Source organism: Microcoleus sp. T2B6, from assembly GCF_036700475.1.
Taxonomy (GTDB): Bacteria; Cyanobacteriota; Cyanobacteriia; order Cyanobacteriales; family Microcoleaceae; genus Microcoleus.
Map to the genome: position 1 here is coordinate 63,571 of NZ_JAUBOZ010000001.1, position 20,507 is coordinate 84,077.

Annotated in this window: 23 protein-coding genes and 1 pseudogene; 11 read left to right on the plus strand and 13 right to left on the minus strand. The window is 47.3% G+C overall.

Features of this window, described 5'->3' with window-relative positions:
• A partial coding sequence (locus QUA00_RS00255) for a DUF4114 domain-containing protein (RefSeq protein WP_333408330.1) occupies window positions 1-1,240 on the minus strand: 1,240 nt, incomplete at its 3' end.
• 634 nt (window positions 1,241-1,874) lie between these two features.
• On the opposite strand from QUA00_RS00255, the gene QUA00_RS00260 reads away from it, so the two are divergent.
• The 4 genes from QUA00_RS00260 to QUA00_RS00275 all read left to right on the plus strand — a co-directional run bounded on the left by QUA00_RS00260 (window position 1,875) and on the right by QUA00_RS00275 (window position 9,281).
• The gene (locus QUA00_RS00260; protein ID WP_333408331.1) at window positions 1,875-5,393 is read left to right on the plus strand and encodes a hypothetical protein; all 3,519 of its coding nucleotides are present in this window, start codon (window positions 1,875-1,877) and stop codon (window positions 5,391-5,393) included.
• Between the two features lie 106 nt (window positions 5,394-5,499).
• Window positions 5,500-8,370 carry a zinc-dependent metalloprotease gene (locus QUA00_RS00265; protein ID WP_333300602.1) on the plus strand — a complete coding sequence of 957 codons (2,871 nt, stop codon included), beginning with the start codon at window positions 5,500-5,502 and terminating at the stop codon, window positions 8,368-8,370.
• Window positions 8,371-8,529: 159 nt separating this feature from the next.
• Window positions 8,530-8,958, plus strand: coding sequence for an element excision factor XisH family protein (locus QUA00_RS00270; RefSeq protein ID WP_333141219.1), 429 nt, complete (start codon window positions 8,530-8,532; stop codon window positions 8,956-8,958).
• Complete coding sequence (locus QUA00_RS00275; protein WP_333408332.1) at window positions 8,934-9,281, plus strand: XisI protein; 348 nt, start codon at window positions 8,934-8,936, stop codon at window positions 9,279-9,281. Before QUA00_RS00270 ends, QUA00_RS00275 begins: the two co-directional genes overlap by 25 nt.
• 105 nt (window positions 9,282-9,386) lie before the next feature.
• Here the strand turns inward: QUA00_RS00275 and QUA00_RS00280 are convergent, their stop codons facing one another.
• The 7 genes and pseudogenes from QUA00_RS00280 to QUA00_RS00310 form a co-directional block, all read right to left on the minus strand.
• Window positions 9,387-10,010, minus strand: coding sequence for a Uma2 family endonuclease (locus QUA00_RS00280; protein ID WP_333310388.1), 624 nt, complete (start codon window positions 10,008-10,010; stop codon window positions 9,387-9,389).
• 133 nt (window positions 10,011-10,143) lie between these two features.
• A complete protein-coding gene (locus QUA00_RS00285; RefSeq protein ID WP_333310390.1) occupies window positions 10,144-10,350 on the minus strand; it encodes a hypothetical protein in 207 nt (68 codons plus the stop codon).
• Between the two features lie 200 nt (window positions 10,351-10,550).
• Window positions 10,551-10,979 (minus strand): NAD(+)--rifampin ADP-ribosyltransferase, encoded by a 429-nt coding sequence (arr, locus tag QUA00_RS00290; protein WP_333141227.1) that lies wholly within the window; start codon window positions 10,977-10,979, stop codon window positions 10,551-10,553.
• A gap of 104 nt (window positions 10,980-11,083) precedes the next feature.
• Window positions 11,084-11,539, minus strand: a complete 456-nt coding sequence (locus tag QUA00_RS00295; protein ID WP_333141334.1) for a nuclear transport factor 2 family protein — start codon at window positions 11,537-11,539, stop codon at window positions 11,084-11,086.
• A gap of 127 nt (window positions 11,540-11,666) precedes the next feature.
• Window positions 11,667-11,903, minus strand: a pseudogene (locus QUA00_RS00300) (DUF433 domain-containing protein).
• A gap of 94 nt (window positions 11,904-11,997) precedes the next feature.
• A complete protein-coding gene (locus QUA00_RS00305; RefSeq protein WP_333141229.1) occupies window positions 11,998-12,198 on the minus strand; it encodes a DUF2283 domain-containing protein in 201 nt (66 codons plus the stop codon).
• On the minus strand, window positions 12,188-12,397 hold the full coding sequence (locus tag QUA00_RS00310) for a DUF433 domain-containing protein (protein ID WP_333141231.1): 210 nt from the start codon (window positions 12,395-12,397) through the stop codon (window positions 12,188-12,190). The genes QUA00_RS00305 and QUA00_RS00310 overlap by 11 nt, the downstream gene beginning before the upstream one ends.
• Window positions 12,398-12,457: 60 nt before the next feature.
• Between QUA00_RS00310 and QUA00_RS00315 the strand changes: the two genes are divergently transcribed.
• The 5 genes from QUA00_RS00315 to QUA00_RS00335 all read left to right on the plus strand — a co-directional run bounded on the left by QUA00_RS00315 (window position 12,458) and on the right by QUA00_RS00335 (window position 15,799).
• On the plus strand, window positions 12,458-12,586 hold the full coding sequence (locus QUA00_RS00315) for a hypothetical protein (RefSeq protein WP_333141233.1): 129 nt from the start codon (window positions 12,458-12,460) through the stop codon (window positions 12,584-12,586).
• 54 nt (window positions 12,587-12,640) lie between these two features.
• On the plus strand, window positions 12,641-12,766 hold the full coding sequence (locus QUA00_RS00320; protein ID WP_333141235.1) for a hypothetical protein: 126 nt from the start codon (window positions 12,641-12,643) through the stop codon (window positions 12,764-12,766).
• A gap of 366 nt (window positions 12,767-13,132) precedes the next feature.
• Window positions 13,133-13,903, plus strand: a complete 771-nt coding sequence (locus QUA00_RS00325; protein ID WP_333408333.1) for a CPBP family intramembrane glutamic endopeptidase — start codon at window positions 13,133-13,135, stop codon at window positions 13,901-13,903.
• 133 nt (window positions 13,904-14,036) lie between these two features.
• A complete protein-coding gene (locus tag QUA00_RS00330) occupies window positions 14,037-15,242 on the plus strand; it encodes a transposase (RefSeq protein WP_333141239.1) in 1,206 nt (401 codons plus the stop codon).
• Window positions 15,242-15,799, plus strand: a complete 558-nt coding sequence (locus QUA00_RS00335; RefSeq protein WP_333141241.1) for a DUF1349 domain-containing protein — start codon at window positions 15,242-15,244, stop codon at window positions 15,797-15,799. Before QUA00_RS00330 ends, QUA00_RS00335 begins: the two co-directional genes overlap by 1 nt.
• 151 nt (window positions 15,800-15,950) lie before the next feature.
• Here QUA00_RS00335 and QUA00_RS00340 read toward each other — a convergent pair whose 3' ends face one another.
• The 4 genes from QUA00_RS00340 to QUA00_RS00355 all read right to left on the minus strand — a co-directional run bounded on the left by QUA00_RS00340 (window position 15,951) and on the right by QUA00_RS00355 (window position 17,280).
• On the minus strand, window positions 15,951-16,229 hold the full coding sequence (locus QUA00_RS00340; protein ID WP_333408334.1) for a Photosystem I reaction center subunit PsaK: 279 nt from the start codon (window positions 16,227-16,229) through the stop codon (window positions 15,951-15,953).
• A gap of 298 nt (window positions 16,230-16,527) precedes the next feature.
• Entirely contained in the window at window positions 16,528-16,740 is a 213-nt protein-coding gene (locus QUA00_RS00345; protein ID WP_333041855.1) for a chlorophyll a/b-binding protein, read from the minus strand.
• Window positions 16,741-16,874: 134 nt separating this feature from the next.
• Complete coding sequence (locus QUA00_RS00350; protein ID WP_333408335.1) at window positions 16,875-17,027, minus strand: hypothetical protein; 153 nt, start codon at window positions 17,025-17,027, stop codon at window positions 16,875-16,877.
• A 115-nt stretch (window positions 17,028-17,142) separates the two neighbouring features.
• The gene (locus tag QUA00_RS00355) at window positions 17,143-17,280 is read right to left on the minus strand and encodes a hypothetical protein (protein ID WP_293297880.1); all 138 of its coding nucleotides are present in this window, start codon (window positions 17,278-17,280) and stop codon (window positions 17,143-17,145) included.
• Between the two features lie 37 nt (window positions 17,281-17,317).
• Between QUA00_RS00355 and hflX the strand changes: the two genes are divergently transcribed.
• Window positions 17,318-18,910, plus strand: coding sequence for a GTPase HflX (hflX, locus tag QUA00_RS00360; RefSeq protein WP_333141246.1), 1,593 nt, complete (start codon window positions 17,318-17,320; stop codon window positions 18,908-18,910).
• Between the two features lie 599 nt (window positions 18,911-19,509).
• Here hflX and QUA00_RS00365 read toward each other — a convergent pair.
• Window positions 19,510-19,749 carry a hypothetical protein gene (locus QUA00_RS00365; RefSeq protein ID WP_333141248.1) on the minus strand — a complete coding sequence of 80 codons (240 nt, stop codon included), beginning with the start codon at window positions 19,747-19,749 and terminating at the stop codon, window positions 19,510-19,512.
• Between the two features lie 484 nt (window positions 19,750-20,233).
• Here QUA00_RS00365 and grxC point away from each other — a divergent pair, with 484 nt between their 5' ends.
• A complete protein-coding gene (gene grxC / locus QUA00_RS00370; protein ID WP_333106127.1) occupies window positions 20,234-20,497 on the plus strand; it encodes a glutaredoxin 3 in 264 nt (87 codons plus the stop codon).
• Window positions 20,498-20,507 lie beyond the last annotated feature (10 nt).

Genomic DNA, 20,507 nt, shown 5'->3' on the forward strand with positions numbered 1-20,507 from the left:
TTTCTGTCTCAGCCGAAGTCGTCTCGGAATTAGGAATTTCCGAAACAGTCGGATTTTGAGTTTCAACTGCGGGGGAATTTTCGATTTCTGTCTCAGCCGAAGTCGTCTCGGAATTAGGAATTTCCGAAACAGTCGGATTTTGAGTTTCAACTGCGGGGGAATTTTCGATTTCTGTCTCAGCCGAAGTCGTTGTAGAAGTAGTATCTGGTTTTTTGTCTTCTAATTTAGTCTCAGTTTTTGGCGCAGCGTCAGCTATCAATTCTTTGCATTTCTCTGATGTACGCCAATCGGAGTTTTTGGCAATTACATCATCCATTGAAATGACTTTAGGGGTTGCACCTTTGAGCGAAAATATGATATCATTGTAATCAGCATCGCTCCCTTCTCCTATCCCCATATCTTCCATGACAAATATACTGCCGCCATTCGCAACACTGGCTATTTGTCCACGTTGAAAAGCATCGCTGGAATTAGCTGTAGCCATTGAGAATAAGGGCTTTTTGTCGCCGCCAATCGCTGGATTATTGTATGCTTCTTGTATTGTGCCGTTGGGAATTACGATGATACCAATTTCATCTCCTGGTGTCATTGCAAAGGTTTTGATTCCTCGGTATTCCCCGATATTGAAGTTATTTTCTCCATCGAAACTAGAGAATTTCGCTGCTTCTGTCCTGTCAGAAATGGCGATATAACCGAGTGAGGAGTTGCTTAAAGCGCGTCTGGCTGCTTCTTTGATAAATGCTTGGGAATCGGGAACAAATTCTTGCATTCCTGTGAGGCTGATAATTGCTAGTTCTCCTTGATACAAGCCTCCGTCTGATAGGTAATCGAACAAAATTTTACCTGTTTCGTCTGCTTGGAAAATGCCGGAGTCGAAAGAGATGTTATTGTGAGTTGCTGGCTTGGTTGTATCGCCTGTGATTGCGTCGGTTTGAGTTGTAGATGTTTGCGTTTTTTCAGGAATGCTGTTGGTTGTTGGTGGTGAATCTTGGTTGAGGATGAAGGCGTCTATCTCTGCTTGTTGGGGAGATATTTCAGGGCTTTTATCGAGGATTTGGTTGTTTGATGGTAATAGTTCAACGCTGGGGTTTGTGGAGGATGTTTCGTTAACAGTTAAAAGATTTTTCGGGGGAGAAGAGTAATCATTGGTAGAATTTGCTAGCGGCAAGTCTTCTACAATGTCGGTAATGAGAGAAATATTGGCAGTTGTTTGGGGGGTTGATGCTTCGATTAATAACATGATTTAAAGTTCTTTTTTTGATGATGAAAGTGACTAAAATTAGGCAGAACTTGAGGATGTTAATCTTGAAGTTTTCGCAAGCAAAGCGAGTCCAGATGATGCTGGAATTTTGTTTTTTTTATTGAGGACGCAAGCTGCGATATCGACAGGTGAAAACTTGCCGATGCGGCTCAAAAAAATTGATGGGATGGAATAATTGGGTTGTTTTATTGCTACCGGTAGATTTGAGAATATCAGTAACTTTTATCGATCGCAAGCGATGTTCGCCATCAGGAAGTAAACTTTATGGAAGCTTTAATCCACTTCCGTGTACTGAAGTGTCACGCTACGAATTTTGGGATGAGTGAGAGTTTGGGACTGGCGATCGCCCAACTAATTTCATGTTTTGTGTATAAAAAGTAACTTATATTTTTGCAAAAATACGCAAAACCCGATCGCAACAGTAAGGCTTTGGAAACTAGGTTGTACAGTCCAGGACGCAGACACACTATATGTAGTGTGGTGGGATTCCTAATAATTACTAACGACCAATTACTGAGGACTTCGCCTAAGTGAAGCCTAATATATGCCAAAATACGGACGAAATGTGCTATCTGTAGAAGACGAAAGCAGCCTTGACGAAATTTAAAGTCCCATGTTGAATGCGAACGGGAGCATATTGGCAGACAATCGATCGGCCGCGTCGCAGTGGGCGCAAGAAGCTTTAGGGCTTCCCGAAGTTCAAGTACAAGCGCGTTTGCGGGGAAATCACCTGCACATTTTGTGCGAAGCAGCGCAGTGTCCGTCTCAAGAATTGGTGACGGCGCGATTTACCAATGCCCTCGAACAAACGGATTTAACGCAACTGCTGCCCGATCGACCTAAAATTTACCAGTTGTTTCTGTGCGGCCGCAAAATCGGTTCCCGACAAAATGACTGGACAGTCCGGCTCGATTGCAGCAGTCCCAAGCGACAGCAACAGCCACAGCAACCGGAACCAAAAGTGGCCGAAGTGCCGCCGCCAGCGAGTTCCCCCGACGAACCGCCCGCAAGCCCTAAAAGAGGCGGATTTTTCGGCAAATTTAAGAATGACAACCAGAAACTCAAACAGACACCAAAACCGGTAGAAACAGCAGCCCACCCGCCACAAGTACGGGAAGAACTGGATTTTGACGCCGAAAGTCTGCCGATTGCCTCCCGGATTCAATACCCAGAAGCTTTTGAAACTTCCCCCGTGACGATCGACACTTCTGCTGCTGCGACGCGGCAAGCTTTTAGTTCCGCCGTTCCCCCGCAGCAGAAAGCGAACCGTGGCGCGGTGGCTTTGATTCAATCCCCCCAAGCTGACTCAGGCGAGGGCGATCGCGATGGAACATTAACGGTTTCGCCGGAAACGTTGGCGCGCCGGGGCTATCCAGATGCGATCGCCAGCTATCTCAGCGAAATCCTCGGGCCGATGGGAGTTTCGGTAAAAGTAAGCATTCGCGAAAAAGAACTCAAAAGCAGCCGAGAAACCCAGCCGATGAATGGGCCGGAAAATATCAAGCCCAAGGAACGCCGACTGCTGGTGCTGTGCGAGTCAGCTTATAGCCCCGACCCCTCATTGCTGGCCGAACCCATCGCCGGCAGGCTGCGGAAACTGCAACTAGAGGATTTCCGGGAAGCCGTAATCGCCAGCCAAGTCAGCGGCGAAGCGAAGCCGGACTGGCTGCTGCGGGTGGATTTGACTTCGCCGGACAAAATTCTCAAGGAATGGGCCAGGTGGGGAGACGTACAGTCGATCGCCAAACTGCTAAATCAACACTTGGCTGCATCGAGAGTCGAAGTGCGGGCTACCCTCAAAGAAGCAACCCTCCACCTGTTTTGCAGCAAAACTGCCAAAAAAGGACAAAACCCTAAACGGCAAGAATACCCCGACAAGCAGCAAACCACCGACGCGATCGCCCCTTTGTTAGCCTCCTTTGCGCCCCAAGGCATCCACGCAGCTACTATCTACGGCGTAGAACCAGCCAAGGACTCTCAGGCGGCGCCGGAGTCCCCGGTGTGGATAGACTGGGTAGACTTGCCGGCCGCCCACCACCCCGACTTGGCTGCAAACGCTAGAACGCTGGCGGCTGAGGGCGACCAATTGGCTTTGACTTTTTTATTGAACAGGTTGCTCAACCCCAATCTCAGACGCAAGCTGGAAACAGGAGGGATTCGGGCTGTCGTGCTGCAAAAAGCCAACGTGCTGCACGTCATGACAGAAGCTCTGACTTGCCCTTCTCAGTCGAAGGTAGGCCAGCCGGTGGCTAAATTTTTGCGGCACTTACAAATTCCGGGAGTGGCAGGGGTGCGAGTCTACGGACGGCGCGCCGGCCAGAAACTGCCTCTGTGGCGCTACGCAATCGACCTCAGAACGGTTGTTGACGAGGAATCAGCGACGGCACCGGCACCGGCTCCCTCCCAAGTGGCTGTGTTGGAAAAGGAACCGGTGCCGGAGTTTGCGCCGGCGGAGGATGGGAGTTTTTCGGGTTTGGGCGACAATTTGGTGTTCGATGCTCCGATGCCCAACTCCTGGCGGCCCCGCTTCAAAATCAGACTCCCCGGATACAATCTGGGCGAGCAGTTAGTTCAAGCTGTGGTGCAACCGCTTGTCGCTTCGGGTTTGTTTGTTCCCAACGATGGTTTGTCAACGAATGTTGCTGCGCCCGGGGGCGTGAGAGCCGATCGCGCGGCGGGAATGGCTTTGATTTGGGCGATGGCTGGCTGTTTGCTGACTTTTAATACCGATTGGCTGCTTGGTCTATTTCTGCAATCTGCGACGGTCAGTCAAGCTCCTAGCGCCTCCGAAGTTTGCAGCGGCCCAAATTGTCAAAATTCAGCTCCCAAGGCTTTGGGCGACGTTACAGCCCGACTGCCGAAGGAAACCCCGAACCCGGTTCCCCCTGCTGAGGAGGTGAATTTGCCTCGAATTCCGTTGCAGCAGTCGCCGGAAGCCAACCAGCAAGAGGTTTTTAATGGCTCTGGGTTTACGAAACCGGGAAATACTAGCGTTCCTGTAGCTGATGTTTCTGCTCCTGCGGTGTTCCCAACTTTGAGGAGCGAGCAGCTTGACGATCAGATAGCGCGCTATCAAGAGTACATCCACCTGCACAAAAAACCGCCGGATATTTTAATTGTCGGTAGTTCGAGGGCGCTGCGGGGCATCGACCCGGCGGTTTTGGAAACAGCTTTGGCAGAGTCGGGCTATCCAGGGCTGAGGGCTTACAATTTTGGGGTTAATGGAGCTACTCTCCAAGTTGTAGATTCGCTCATCCGCCGGATTTTGCCGCCGCAACAACTGCCAAAATTGCTGGTGTTGGCGGATGGGGCGAGGGCTCTCAACAGCGGGCGACCGGATTTGACTTTTAACGCGATCGCTTCTTCGGAAGGTTACAGGCAATTGAGCCGGGGTAGTTTTCTGATCCCCACCAATCAATTAGAATCCGAAACATCGAAAGAAAGCGCCAACAATCCAGTGGCGACTGCGACTGAATTGGTGCAGAATTTGGGACAAGCTCAAGCTACTGTTCAGCAATTGGTGAATCAAAAGTTGGTGGAGGGTTCTGCAACTTACAAAAAGCGCGATCGACTTAAAGGGTTTTTGCGATCGATCGTTAATCCATCAGCCCCTGTTGCAACCGAGAGTCCCCAAACCGCACCTCTGGGCCAACCAACAACTGAAAACGCCCAGCCAACCGCTGGGAGTAAACCCGTCAGCGAGTTTCAACCAAATGGCTTTTTGCCGATCGATATACGCTTCAATCCCGAAACTTACTTTCAGAAGCACCCGAAAGTATCTGGTTATTACGACTCCGACTATCAAAATTTTAAATTGGTAGGCGAACAAGCTCTAGCACTCAAAAATCTGATCGAATTTACCAAGGTTCGCAACATCAATCTCGTGTTTGTGAATATGCCTCTGACTGAAGATTATTTAGACCCGGTGCGGACAGGTTACGAACAAGAATTCCGGCAATATATGCAAGAATTAGCAGCTCAAAGCGGACTAATTTTCCTAGATAAGAGTTTATTGTGGCCCCAGGCGCGAGAATCTTTTTCCGACCCCAGCCACCTCAACCGTTACGGTGCTGTTGCAGTGTCTAAGCGGTTGGCTCAAGATCCCATGATTCCCTGGCCGGCGAAACAATAGTTATAATTTTTGAGTGGTGAGTTATTTTAGAAGTTAAATGCTCCCAACCTTGCGAGTGCGGCGCGACAATCTCAAAACTATTCTTTCCGGTGGCTAAATACTGACAATGAAAAGATTGATATTTCCTGAAAATAGCAAAAATACACAGATAAAAAATCCTAGAAAAAATCTGCCTGTGATATTTTTTATATTATCTTTAGCATTTTTCTGTTTCAGTTTGTATAAAGGTTTCTTTTTACCTTTAGCTTTATCATCTGGGCCGCCCAGCAACGAACAAAGTAGCGAACAGCCAACTCTGACACCCTTTGAAGAGGTTGTCAAAGACGCGCAAAAGTTAGAGGGACTATTTACTCTTTACCGCAATCAAGCAACTGATAAAGTATATCTGGAAATTAAACCGCAACAACTCGACAAAAAGTTCCTGTGCTTTGTGACATTGGCATCGGGTTTGGGGGAAGCGGGCATTTTGAGCGGAATGCCGATCGGCGATTTCTTGTTTCAACTGCGGCGCGTCCAAAATAACGTGCAGTTTGTGATACCAAATGTAAATTTTCGCACAAGTCCGGGCGACCCGCAAGCAGGTTCGGTAGCACGGGGATTTAGCGAGTCGATTCTCTATTCTTTGCCTCTCAAAAGCATTGATCCGCAAAGACAAACTCTGCTGATCGATTTAGGCGATTTGCTGATGAGCGAAAAACGCGATTTACCAGGGGTAAAAGCGATTTTGCCGATGCTTTTGGGCGCTTCTTACTCGATCGATGCAGACAAGTCTTCTTTTAAAGATGTTAAAGCGTTTCCGCTGAATGTGGAGATTGCTTCTGTCTATGGTTTTTCTAGCGATAATGACAGTGAGCTTAACTATTTACCTTCGATTCCTGACAGTCGGGCTTTTAACCTCCGCATTCACTACAGTTTCTCGGAAGTGCCGCTAAATAACGGCTACCGCCCCAGACTTGCGGACGAGCGAGTGGGCTATTTTCTGACAGCATATAAGGACTTTTCTGACAAGAGCAGCCGGGAGCCTTTTGTGCGCTATATCAATCGCTGGCATTTGCAAAAGCAAATCCCGACGGCGCCGATGTCGCCTCCGGTACAGCCGATCGTCTTTTGGATTGAAAATAATGTGCCTTCCGAATACCGAAACGCAATTCGCGAGGGCGTTTTGGAGTGGAACAAAGCTTTTGAAAAAGCAGGTTTTACTGAGGCAATTCAGGTCAAACAAATGCCGGACAATGCTAAATGGGACCCGGCTGACGTTCGCTACAATACTATCCGCTGGTCGAGTTCTTTTGAGCCTCAGTTTGCCGGCATCGGGCCGTCTCGCACTAACCCGCTGACGGGGGAAATTTTGGATGCTGACATTCTTTTGGATGCTAATGTTGTCCGGGAAATCAAACAGGGTTATCGGTCTTTGGTGGAACAAAATAGATCGCTATCTAAGAGTTTTCAAGGGCGAAACGGTTCTAATACCAATCCCTGTCAGTTCGGGATGTATTCTCGCTATTTGAATGTGCTAGAAAATGGGGATTTAGGAAAAAGCAGCGGGGAAAATGCTCAAGGTGGAATGGCTGATGATTTGCCGACTTTGGTAGAAAGATACCAAGAGCAAAAGCGCTCGCCTTTATCGCGGTTGATGTCGAGTTCGGATATGTGTTTTGGGTTGGAATCGAGCCGCCAGTTTGCGATGGGGGCAATGTCGATGGATCTGTTGGAAAATGCAGCGCCTAGCAGTGGGGCGATTGACAATTATGTTAATCAATATATCAGATATTTGGCGGCGCACGAAGTCGGTCACACTCTTGGTTTGAGGCACAATTTTCACGGGAGTACGATGCTGCAACCGGAGGATTTGAACAATACTCAGGTAACTCGCACGCAAGGTATGATTGCGTCGGTGATGGATTATGTACCGATTAATTTGGCACCTGCCGGAACTGTGCAGGGCGACTATTATCCAACGATTGTAGGGCCTTATGACGATTGGGCGATCGAGTACGGTTACAAGGTGATTGGCGGCGTAAACCCGAACAGCGACTTACCAGCGCTGCAACAAATTGCCAGCCGCGCTGCCCAAGCCCAATTAGCTTACGCGCCGGATGAGGATTCTGTCGATCTCGATCCCGCTGCAAATACCTTTGATCTCAGCGCCAATATGCTGAGGTATTCGCAATGGCAATTGGATAATGCTAGGGCGATGTGGAAGCGTTTGGAAAAGCGAATTCCGGTTGGGGAAGACGGTTATAACGAACTGCGGGTGATGTTTGATTCGGTGTTCGGGTATTATGTCAACCAAGTGATGAATGCTACTTTGTATGTGGGGGGACAGTCGTTTAGTCGGATTCGCCCTGGAGATACTAATGCGAAGTTGCCGTTTGTGCCGATCGAACTTTCTCAGCAGCGAGAAGCTTTAGCAACATTAGAGAAGTACGTTTTTGCACCGGATGCGTTTAGTTTTGCGCCGGAATTGCTGAATAAATTGGCACCGTCGCGCTGGGATCACTGGGGAAGTCCGGCTTTGGTGTTTCCTCTAGATTACCCGATCGGCGATCGAATTACTTTTTTGCAGCGGTTTGTGTTGCGGGTTTTGCTATCGCCGGTGCGCTTGGCGCGACTGCGGGATGCCGAGTTAAAATCAGCGCCGGAAACTACTTTGAGGTTGCCGGAAGTGTTGGATACTGTGCAAAAGGATATCTGGCAAGAGGTTTTGCAGCCGGAAAAGAAGATGCAAATTTCAACTTTTAGGCGTTCTTTGCAGCGGGAACATTTGGCAATTTTGATCGGAATGGTACTGCGAAAAACGAATGTTCCAGAGGATGCGCGGAGTTTGGCGTGGTACGAGTTGCGGCAGTTGCGGGAGGGTTTGAGCAAGAGTATTCGGAATCTGGATCGGAATGCGGATGCTTATACGCGGGCTCATTTGGAGGAAACGCGAGATCGAATTTCTAAGGTTTTGAATTCGCAAATTCAGTCGAATTAATTTGGGAGTCCAGAAACCGGGTTTTTGAGGAAGATATTTCGTTGCCGCCCGCAGATTTGGTCAAAAACCCGGTTTCTTAGAATCTCCGTCAAGTTAAAATAATTCTGAACTTGCGTCGTATACGATAGATAGACAGGGAAGCTAAAAAGAATAGCCCTTATGCCTGCCAAAGACCTTTATCACGATATTGTCTGCACTGCCCTCATCAAAGATGGCTGGACAATCACTCATGACCCACTGATTCTAAAAATTGGGGGCCGCTCGGTCTTTGTCGATTTGGGTGCCCAGAAACTAATTGCGGCTGAACGAGGGTCTGAAAAAATTGCGATCGAGATCAAAAGCTTTCTGGGCCCTTCGCCCATTAATGACCTCGAAAATGCTTGGGGGCAGTTCTTTATGTACGCCAGAACGCTGCAAAGACGAGAGCCAGAGCGTCGTCTATACCTAGCTGTTAATCGCAACACCTTTGAAACGTTGTTTAAAGAAGAAGCTGGGCAATTGCTGCTAGAAGAACCAGGTTTTCGCCTGATAGTTTTTGACCCAAACACGGAGGAGATTATCCAATGGAAACCGCAAATCAACCCGTAGACGAATGGCGTGAGACGTTGGAGAAAATTCTCCAATACTATGCGGATATTCCTTATACTTATGGGGATGTGATTACCTATGTGGTGGTCAGCCGCGATCGCAACCATTTTATGCTGATACATGAAGGTTGGGAAAATCATCTGCGAGTTCATGGCTATGTGGTTCATGCCGAAATTCGCAATGACAAAATCTGGATTCATTATGATGGTATTGAAGACGGCATCACTGATGAACTCGTCGCCTCTGGCGTACCCAAAGACCAGATTGTTCTTGCTTTCCATCCACCCGAAGTCCGACAGCATACTGGATATGCGATCGCATAGTTTCTCCTCTTGACGAAGATTTTAGATAATATCAGCTTGATAGGGTATATCGTACCTTAATAATTTTTTGGCAATACTGAGTACCTTACAGATAAGTTAGAAACACTAAACTTCTGTCATGGCAAGAATTTGAGCGATGGTTAATACCAACTGAGGAAAAGTTGGAGAAACAATAATGGCTTCTCCTTGATATCGCAGTGCCTGATATTCACCCTCGATTAAGCGGTTGATAGTCACCGTAGACTGTTTTGGAGAACCAATATACTGAACGCCTCCCAACCCTGCATAATCAACGATCCAATACTCCAGGATTCCTAAAGTTTCATACTCATTCAATTTGATGCGGTAATCATCCCGCCAATTCGTACTGACAACTTCGATCGCCAAGGGAGGTGGAATATAGGCAGCAGCAGAGGCAGAACTTTGACGCATTCTGACCCATTCTTCCTTGGCAAACACCACAATGTCGGCTTTACGACTCGATTCACTTTCACCGGGGGCAGCGTTCAATCTGACTTGTTTACTTTGTCGAGGAACGTAGGGAAGGTTCAAGGATTGGCAATGATCCACCAAGAGACGACATAAACCATCGACGACATCCTCATGTTTGGTTGTGGGTTCACTCAGGGGCATGGCAACTCCATTGACTAGCTCGAATGACCTGCCGGACTCGTCATCCCAGTTGAGAAATTCCTCGAAGGAAAGGGTTTTTTGGGCGATCGCAACCATTGATATTAACCTTTTGCGTAGGTTGGCTCTCTGTTGTCTGTTTCTAGCTTAACGTGAGGTAGAGAGATAAATCGCTGCTCTTGTAGGGTGCGTTAACGAAGTATATCGTAAACTTTGACACCTCTTCTCGGTTTTACTGCCCGCGCCCTGGTTTGCAATCTACGAAACCTAATGCTTCTGTGTCGATAAAATTGGCGATCGAAATGGCGATCGCAACTGCGATCGGATATTCAATTTCCGCAGCACGCGCGATCGGATGCGCTTGAATTCGTTCTGGCAAGCGTCTCAAAATGACTTCGGCATCAGCAAGAGAAAGTCGTTCTTGAAGTTTGGCTTGCATGGCATTCACCTGTCAGTTGGAATTTGATAGATATATTCAAGCCACTACCCAACTCAGATTTAGCAGTCTAACGTTTAGTTCAGCCGCAGTTCGTAAGACGAAATTGTGTGGAAAACTTTTGCGAAGCAAAACCATAAAATGGCGGTTTACAAACTGTCGAGCGTAGGCGCGAAGCGCCGGAGCGGTGCTGCAATGCTTTGTTAGTCATTTAATGAATCAATTCCTTGTTCTTTAAGCTTAGCTAATCCGTCTTTCATTATTTTGACTTGCTCTGATGAATGTCCTTGCCAAACTGTAACCTCACCTACAACCTTAAATGGATGTAATGAACGATAAGATTTTGTTGGGTTACCTGGGAATTTTCTGTCAGTCAAATCAGGATCGTCTTCAATGGGTCCTGTTGGTTCTACTAAATAAATTCTTTCACTCCCTTCGCCAAAGGAAAGTTCAGCACCCCAAACAGCGGCATCCAAGGTTGCTGTCAAGAAAATATATTTAGACTTTTTTCTTTGTCCAAAATTTGAATTAAAACCAACTTCGATTAAGTCCCCAATCTTTAGATCAGCCTTTGTTCCATGGAAGAACGTCTGAGAAAAAGGAGTTGCATTAGGTTCATTTGATTTGTTCATGCTTTCTTTCCTCATCGTGCAAGTTATCTATGATTGTTTTCTTTGTTTACTGGGTTGCCCATTACAATGACCACTAACGTTATGCGGCTGTTTGCACCCTGCGCTCAGGAGTGTTCGTAGGGCTTTGACACGTGCTGGTGCTGGACAACCCATGAACCATTCACCTTCATCAGACAGAACGTCGCGCGGACTAAGTCTTGGAAGGCTCTACCGTCGAGCAACGTCCCGCCTCCGCGAATGAACCCATGAGCGAATGCAATATCGCTGCCCGCAGTAATCGTCAGATTCTCAAGATTGAATATCGCCTCTCCCTGCGTTTCTGGCTGCCACTCTTCCCAACTGCGTCTATAGGACTCTGCACTTTCGTAATTCATAGACGGCAATACATCGAAAATCACCAAGTTCGCGACGTAGTTTTTCAGGATGTCATCCTTTCGGTTCTGCCTCGTAGCAGCAGCCCACTCTTCAAGTACGGCGAGGACTTCAGAGTCGGGCGTGTACCAGAGGTTATCATCGTTCGATCTCCAAGGGGCGTAGTTGAAAGAAGCATAACTTATAATTGGATCGCAGTTGCGGTATCATACCCAATACAATAGAAAAATACCGCCGATCGCTAGTCTATTTCACCAAAAGTAGCAGTAATCCACACAGCAAGGGCTGACGATAGACGAGAATTCAACCAAATTTTCATGCAGCTAAAACGGGATGGTCGAGTTTGCGGACTGCATACAGAAGCGCAGCTTTGAGATCCTCAAGTTCCAAGTCTGGCAATTCTTCGAGAATTTGCTAAAAACTCAAACCAGCAGCTAGCAACTCTAGGATATCGATGACTCGAATCCGCATTCCCCGGATGCAGGGACGATCGCCACATTGTCTTGGGTTCACTGTGATTCTGTCAAACAGATAAGCAACGGATGCTGGCATTGTTTGAAACCTTTGTCTATAGCTTACTTCATTTATCGCCCCAAACTCACACCGCGATATAATTCTGCGATGCCATCTCGCTAAAGCGCATCAACTAAGTTGCGATGGTTAGTATGAGCTCTTGAGCATTAAACAGTTTACGTTTGGAGGCATTGAGAAATTCGATGCTAACTGGTTCGTCACTTTCGTCATAACTGACAATCACGCCTCCAAGTTCAGAAATAGCATTGGCTGGAAACGCATCACGTAAGATAAAAATCTGAATGTCTGCTTCTGCATCGTATTTAACTTTCATTGGGATTCTCCGCCGCGAAAGCAAACACAGCTTGTAGAGATTCAGCATTAAGCGTTGGGTAGTTTTCTAGAACTTGTTGCTGCGTCCAACCTTCTGAAAATAACCCTAGAACGAACTCCACTGATATTCGTGTCCCCTTAATTACAGGCTTGCCAAGCAGAATTTTAGGATTTGAGTGAATGTGTGCTTTCCAGTTCATAGCCAGTGCGCCTCTATAGGGTTTTCATCTATTATCAGCATAGTTAAAATTATAAAATTTATGACCACAGCAGTATCTATTGACATTGGTACGCTCATTACACGCCCTCCCCGACTGCATGATGGATGTCCCCACATCGTCGGTAAAGGCGTTACCGTCCGCATCGTAACCTGGTACAAGCGAGGATAGAATGCTCAAGAGATTTGCGATCGCATTTCTCATCTCACCCTTGCCCAAGTCTACGTGGCACTCACCTACTATCATGCCAACACCCAAGAAATTGAAACTGATTTGCTCCATCAAGCAGCAGAAGCCAAGCGTCTTGAAGCTTTGCACAGCAACTTTGGTAAATATGAAATGCTAAGATAATAAATAATACATCGCCCACCGAAAAATCTACTAGATAAGCACTACCCTCAAACTGGGAAAGAGAAACTGATTTTTACCGGATAAATTTAGGGGGTGTAGGAGGAATATCGGCAATGAAGTAAAGTTGGGTAACAAGACTCAACACTTGTGATCCTTAACTAAACTGTAAAGTTCGAGCTCTTCAAACTGCCCTCGGTGAAAAACACGCTGTTTTTGGCTACCTTCCTGCGTCATTCCCAGCTTTTTTAGCACCTTAGCCGAGGCTATATTCGGTCTGAGACAAGTTGCATAAATGCGATCGAGCTTTAATGTTTCAAATATTCAAGACTGATTTAGTGTAATTGATTCGTTTTTTTCTCAAAAATTATGTCTGCTAACACTGCAAAAAATCATTACTTCCGATTGGCATTGTTCTGGGCGTTTCTGGGTAGTTTGGGAAGCTTGGCGGTGTTTCCTTATGCGCTGTCTCTCAATCCGGCAGTAAGTCAATTGCCTGCACCGCTACCTGTTTTGGCGATCACCTCCGCCCTGCAAACCGGAATTTTTCTAATTCTCTTTTGTTGGATTGGGCTTCGCCTCGGTAACTCGATCGGACTTGATACGCCCATAGCTCGTGCTTTGGTATATCGACAGCCTTTCGCGCCAATATCTAAATCTGCCCTTAACACGGCGCTAATTGTAGGCTGCATCGGTGGAATCGTCCTGATAGGATTGAGTTTAGGGTTTGAACCTTGGATGCCGCCAATGGCTTCAACAACTGCGTTAAAGATTGACCTCTGGAAACGCATATTAGCTTCCTTCTACGGAGGCATCACCGAAGAACTCTTGCTGCGACTGTTCGGTATGACATTGATTGCGTGGCTACTTTGGAAGATTTTTGAGCGAGACAAACTGCAACCCTCTACATTGATTTTTTGGCTGGCAATTGTGGCGGCTGCAATATTGTTTGGTGTGGGTCATTTGCCTGCGGCTGCGAATGTCTGGGCATTAACCCCGATCGTCATTCTCCGCACCATTACACTCAATGCCCTCTTAGGAATTCCCTTTGGTTTTCTTTACTGGCGTTGGGGATTAGAATACGCAATGTTATCTCATTTTTTGGCTGATTTGGTACTGCACGGAATTGGAGGAAGTTAGCAGGAGATGCAAACAATGCAATGGTACAACGAACCTTTACCAAGAAAAGGGGTCTAAAGCCCCGTCCTTTTAGGACGGCTTTAATTTCCCCAGAACTGTGATAGAGTGTTTTATATCCAGTTCCAAGACGTAAATGTTAGTATTTGAAGCCAAGCTAGAAGGAAAGAGCGAGCAGTACCAGAGGCTAGACGAAGCCATTCGTACTGCTCGCTTTATTCGTAATAGCTGCATCAGGTACTGGATAGATACGAAGGGTGTGAATCGATACGACTTGAGTGCCTACTGTGCGGTGCTTGCCAAAGAATTCCCTTGGGCTGCCAAGCTCAACTCAATGGCAAGGCAAGCTTCCGCAGAGAGAGCTTGGTCATCAATTGCTCGTTTCTACGACAACTGCAAAAAGGCAAAACCGGGAAAGAAAGGATTTCCACGTTTCAAAAAGCATGAAACCCGCGATTCTGTTGAATACAAAACCTGTGGATGGAAGCTTTCAGAAGATCTCAGAAGCATAAACTTTAGCGACGGCTTCAAAGCAGGAAGATTTAAGTTGTGGGGAACTCGCGACTTGCATTTCTACCAGCGAAGTCAAATCAAACGAGTGCGCGTAGTGCGTCGAGCCGACGGGTACTACGTGCAATTCTGTATTGATGCTGAACGGAATGAACAGCGAGAGCCTACGGGACGAACCATTGGTTTAGACGTAGGATTGACCCATTTCTACACTGACTCGGATGGTAATACCGTCGAGAACCCGCGTCATTTAAGAAAGTCTGAGCGGTCACTCAAAAAGCTTAATCGCCGACTTTCGAGAACCCAGAAAGGTTCTAAGAACAGAGCTAAGGCGCGGAATCGATTAAGCAGAAAACACCTCAAGGTAAGTAGGCGGCGTAAAGACTTTGCTGTGAAATTAGCAAGGTGCGTAGTCCAGTCCAACGACTTGGTAGCCTACGAAGACTTGTCGGTGCGTAACATGGTCAAAAACAAAAAGCTGTCCAAGTCTATATCTGATGCCGCTTGGACAGCTTTTAGGAATTGGATTGAATATTTTGGCAAAGTGTTGGGAGTAGCTACTGTTGCCGTCGCACCGCACTACACTAGCCAAAATTGTTCTAATTGCGAAAAGGTTGTGAAGAAATCGCTAAGTCAAAGAACACATATTTGTCCGCATTGTGGATTTGTTTTAGACCGCGATTGGAATGCTGCGCGAAATATATTAGAACTGGGATTGCGTACCGTGGGGCACACGGGAACCTATAATGCCTCTGGAGACATCGACCTCTGTTTGAGTGAGGAAACTCCTTCAAGTAAGTCGGGTCGCAGAAAGAGGAAGCCCAAACAGTGATGTTTGGAATCACCGTCGCTTTAGCGGGCGTGAGGATGTCAAAATGGCATGAGGATAACGATGTTATCCACATTACCGCCGGCCCAAAGACTGACTTTTGGCGGCAAACTCATTACGGATTTATTCGCGATAACGGCAACTTTTACTACCGTCAAGTATCAGGCGACTTTACAGCCGAAGTCAAAATTACTGGTTGCTATCGATCGCTCTACGATCAAGCAGGATTGATGATTCGAGAGAGCGAAAATATCTGGCTCAAGTGCGGCATTGAGTTTGTTGAGGGAGTCCAAAACGTGAGTGCGGTTGTGACACGAGACTATTCCGATTGGTCTGTTATGCCGCTTGAAGTGCCGCCTGTTTCCCTGTGGCTGCGGGTAAAGCGCCGAGCTGAAACGGTGGAAGTGCAATACTCGTTGAATGGGTCAGACTATTCAATGATGCGACTGGCCTATTTAACTGAGTCACCAATCGTTCAAGTTGGGTTAATGTGTGCGGCTCCCCAAGGTGAAGGCTTTGCAGTGGAATTTGAAGGGTTTAAGCATAGTAAGCTGATCTAATGTGGATGGTAAAAAAAACGATTTCGGCGCCACTCCATATATAAAATTAAAATTAGGGGTGAGTGCTTTTCACTTACCCCAGCCATTTTTTGTCCGCCTTTTAACAAACCAATTGCAGCAAGAAATCGCCACAAAAGGATCTCAATTGCTACTAGATAGCCTTGCCGGTACTCAGCGACAAAATCGTGAATACTCCCAGCAAATGACCTGCGCTCATGCAAGCCAAAAATGCCGGTACGCTAACATTGTTGAACAAAGACGGGAATGGCAAAGGCATTTTCGGCCCGACGTGGGGATACCAAATTCGGCGGCTGAGAACTAGCAATGCTAAGATATTGCAAACAAACATCACCACAGGCTTTTGCCAATCTCCTGATGCTGTGTCAGTTACAGTCGATGCTACTACTGCCAGTAAATTTGAGTTAATCATCGTTGATGCTCCTATTTTTCATAAATTATCAGAAATGCTCGATGAGATTTCTTGCCAAAAATACAGCAGGGGCGATCGCCTTTACGCAATAAATATCTGTTGCTATTAATATTCACCGCGCCAGCGACAGCGCCCCCACCCATAATCATCGAATCACGGCAAGAAGTCTTTTAATGCCATTCAAAAGTAACGAAAGATACAAAGGGACAAAACCATACTCGCTGCCATTTGTAACTTTTAGCCTGTCTGGCAGTGGTGGCATTTTCTCACGCTGCCAGACAGGATAGACTGCTCGTCATTACTGAGCAATGTAGGTAGGCAGAAAGTGGAGAATGTCGCGCAGAACGCTATATCCAGCAGCATCCCAGAGCAAATAAGCTAAGAAACCGATCATCGCTAAGCGACCGTTCCAAAGTTCTGCTTGCGGGTTGAAGCCAAACAAAAAGGCATTCCGATCTTTGCCGTTGTAAGCATTAGCCGTAGGAGGCAGGTTAGTAGGACGAGTTTCCATGTTTTTACATTCCTTAACAATGTTCGCTTCTCATGGTAGCGACCTAATTTCTGCTTTGCTATCTGTCTCTAGGCTCAAGATACACACAAGTCTAAAGGAGGATTTTGAAACAAGAAATAAAGTGTTAAGTTTTGTTACGCGAGATTTTTCAGCGATCGCCTGTATCTGTAGATACTAAATACAACTGCAAGTTGAGATGGCTGCTGTGAAAAGCCCGATCGCCCCGTAGCGGCAAACAACGGCGCTGGTGACTCGACTATACTGAATCCGTGATCTGCTAGAGGCAAGAAAATTTAGTAAATTTCAGCTTAAAACCCGAACACATCGTCCTTGAGTTAATTAAAATAGGAGATAAATAGATCGATCGGGAGAAACAGTTATCGAAACCATCTACGGCAATCTTCAAGGTTTAAAGTCCAGCCAGCTCAAGCAACTCGAAAAGCTGTACCACCAGCGACTACCGGGCGATCGCATCACCACTGCAGAATTCGCCCAGCGCGTCGCCGCCATCAGCACGGAAATAGACAAACCAATCTGCACCTACATCAACCGCCGCGGACAAGTAATTCGCGTCGGCGTGGGTACACCCCGCCAAACGCAGATTGCGCCCTTAGAATTGCCCCGCTACGGGGGAGGTCGCCTCAGCGGCATTCGCTGCATCGCCACCCACCTAAAGCCAGAAACCCCAAGCGAAGCAGCCCTCACAGCAATGGCAATTCAGCGCCTGGATGCCCTGGTTTGGCTGACACTGACGGGGGGAGGATTTCAGCGCCGCGGCGGCGGTGCCACTGGTTACATCCAAGAAGCTTATCTCGCTCACCTAATACCCCAGGGAGATCAGCCAAATTTTGAGTTCTCTGTTTTGAGCGCTCAGTTAGAACCAGATGCAACTGATGAAATAGAAGAGCCTTCAATTCAAAAGTCACTAATCAAAAGTCCACACTTTCCCTGGAAAATATCAGAACCGTTGAATTTGGACGAACTCGCCGACCAAGACTTTCTGGATTTGGTGGAAGGACTCGAAGCAGAGTTTGAAGCAGAGTTTGTCGCGGGGGAGGTCGATGCCGACCAAGACAAAGTGCTGTTGGTAGGTGTAATGACTCAGCACATGACTCAGTTGGAGTTTGAAGACGGGCTGGCAGAAATCACGCGGCTGGTTGAAAGCGCCGGGGGTCAGGTACTGCAAACAGTGCGCCAAAAACGATCGCGCCCCAATCCGCAGACAGTCGTCGGCGAAGGCAAAGTTCAGGAAATTTCCCTCACAGCTCAGACGGTTAGCGCTAACCTCGTTGTATTCGATCGCGACCTGTCCCCCGCACAAATACGGAACTTGGAAACTCAGATAGGTATCCGCGTAGTCGATCGAACAGAGGTAATTCTCGACATCTTTGCCCAAAGAGCTCGATCGAGCGAGGGTAAATTGCAAGTCGAACTCGCTCAGCTAGAGTATGCCCTGCCCCGGCTCAGAGGTCGCGGTCAGGCAATGTCGAGACAGGGTGGCGGCATCGGTACCAGAGGCCCTGGGGAAACCAAGCTAGAAACCGAACGGCGGACGATCGCCAAACGCATTTCTCGATTGCAGCAAGAAGTAAATCAACTGCTGGCGCACCGCTTTCGGCTGCGGCAGAATCGGCATCATCACGAGGTACCCTCAGTGGCGATCGTTGGCTACACCAACGCCGGTAAATCTACTCTGCTCAACCTGCTCACAAATTCCGAAGTCTATGCCGCCGACCAGTTATTTGCCACCCTCGACCCCACAACTCGACGGTTAACCATTCCCGGCGTCACCGGGGAACCCCTGTCGATCGTCCTCACAGATACAGTGGGCTTTATTCGCGAACTGCCTCCCGCCTTGATCGACGCTTTCCGGGCTACCCTCGAAGAAGTCACTGACGCCGATGCTTTGCTGCACCTCGTCGATCTCTCCCATCCCGCGTGGCAGAGCCAAATTCGATCGGTGATGAATATTTTGACAGATATGCCCGTAACTCCCGGGCCAGCCCTTGTAGTTTTTAACAAAATTGATGCCGTGGATGGAGAGACTCTCGCCCTCGCGCGAGAAGAATTTCCTCAAGCAGTATTTATTTCGGCGGCCAAAGGTTTGGGGATGGAAACTCTCCGCGACCGATTAGCTCAGCTCATTCAATACGCCCTCTACCCTCGGTAAATACTTAAATACTCCTTTTGAATAGTTGACATGGGGGAATATACGTACATATACTGAGGACAGATCTAGTCGGACTATGAGATGATAAAAGAGTAGTCAGATTGTGCATGGCAAAGTACAATACAGCAGCTCTATTTTGCGATCGGTTAAATAAATATTTTCCGGGGGCCGCGGTCAAGGTAAAAAGACTCTTTGTTAATGGCTGTAAGGGCTGTTGGTTCAGATGTTGCCAAAAGAGGTTGCTTCACTCTGTGCCACCTACCTGTGCAAACCAGGGTACGCGATGTCAAAGTAAAAGAGAATAATATTATTATTAAAGTGTTTTGGCACTCACCTCAAGCGCTATACTATCTTTTACAGACGTCGGCCAGAGAATACATCCATTTATTGTAAGAACTCTAAAATCCTTGCCCGTCGTACAGCGCTCATCTCTAGGACTATTTCTATTTTTCGATTTTACCACTGTTTAACTAAATAGTTATGTGTACGCCACTGGCAAAACTAGCAATTGGACTCTCTGCCACAATGGCAACAGCGTTTTACTATCTAGCTGCTGCCCCTCCGGCTTCAGCACAAGCAAATGTGTGTGGGCCTGGAAATTATTCTAGTGCCTGTCTCCCCAGCCGGGCATCAACACCCCCCAGCCGGGCATCAACACCCTCCGGGCAGACATCAACACCAACGGCACCCACCCCGCAGGCGACCCAGCCGAGTTTGTCCCAAATATACAGCACACCTTTGAGAAACGCATCATCAACTGCTATTCCTGAACCGGGTACTGCGATCGCAGTCCTACTGACAGGTGCAGGAATGATCTGTTCGTGCAGAAAGCGAAACAAGCAGGTTGGTCCGCAGCGCTAGGCAGGCTGATGGCCAACCTGTTTGCCTTCAAAAAGTCTCCGTTTTTTTTAGCGTGAGTATTTGTTTACTTAAATTTATATAAAAAATAACTTGACACCTAGCTTGTGCGCTGCAAATAGAGCCGGATGTTGAAGGAAGAAAGCTATAGCGACTTCAGTCAGGGTAAAAATAAGGAAGAAGGCAAATGCACTTCCCGGCAAGGATTTCAGCAATGAATAACCTCCGGTGCAACAGATAAGGTTGCTATATATAATAAAAATTAAAATATAAAAATTAAAATAAGATTGGTTAAGATTAATCCTTCGCAGAGTTTTTGATAGCCTACCGTAGAATAAGGGTTTCAAGGGTCCTAGGCAAGTTTGCTACCAACGAAAAATCGAGGGTTTCAGCCTAGGAACTAAAAACATTCCGCACTATGGTTAAGATTACAATTAAAAAATATTGTTATTGCTTGAGCGTCCCATGACCCCTAAAGTAGAAATTTACACTTGGAGAACCTGCCCGTTTTGCATTCGTGCCAAAGCACTGCTGAAACGAAAAGGGGTTGATTTTACAGAGTACGCGATCGACGGAGATGAAGCGGCACGAGCTCAAATGAGCGATCGAGCCAACGGAGGCCGCACCCTGCCACAAATATTCATTAACGACCAACACATAGGTGGCTGCGACGAAATGCACAAACTAGATGCTCTAGGCCAGCTAGACCCCCTGCTAGCAGCAAAATGAGGCGTTCACT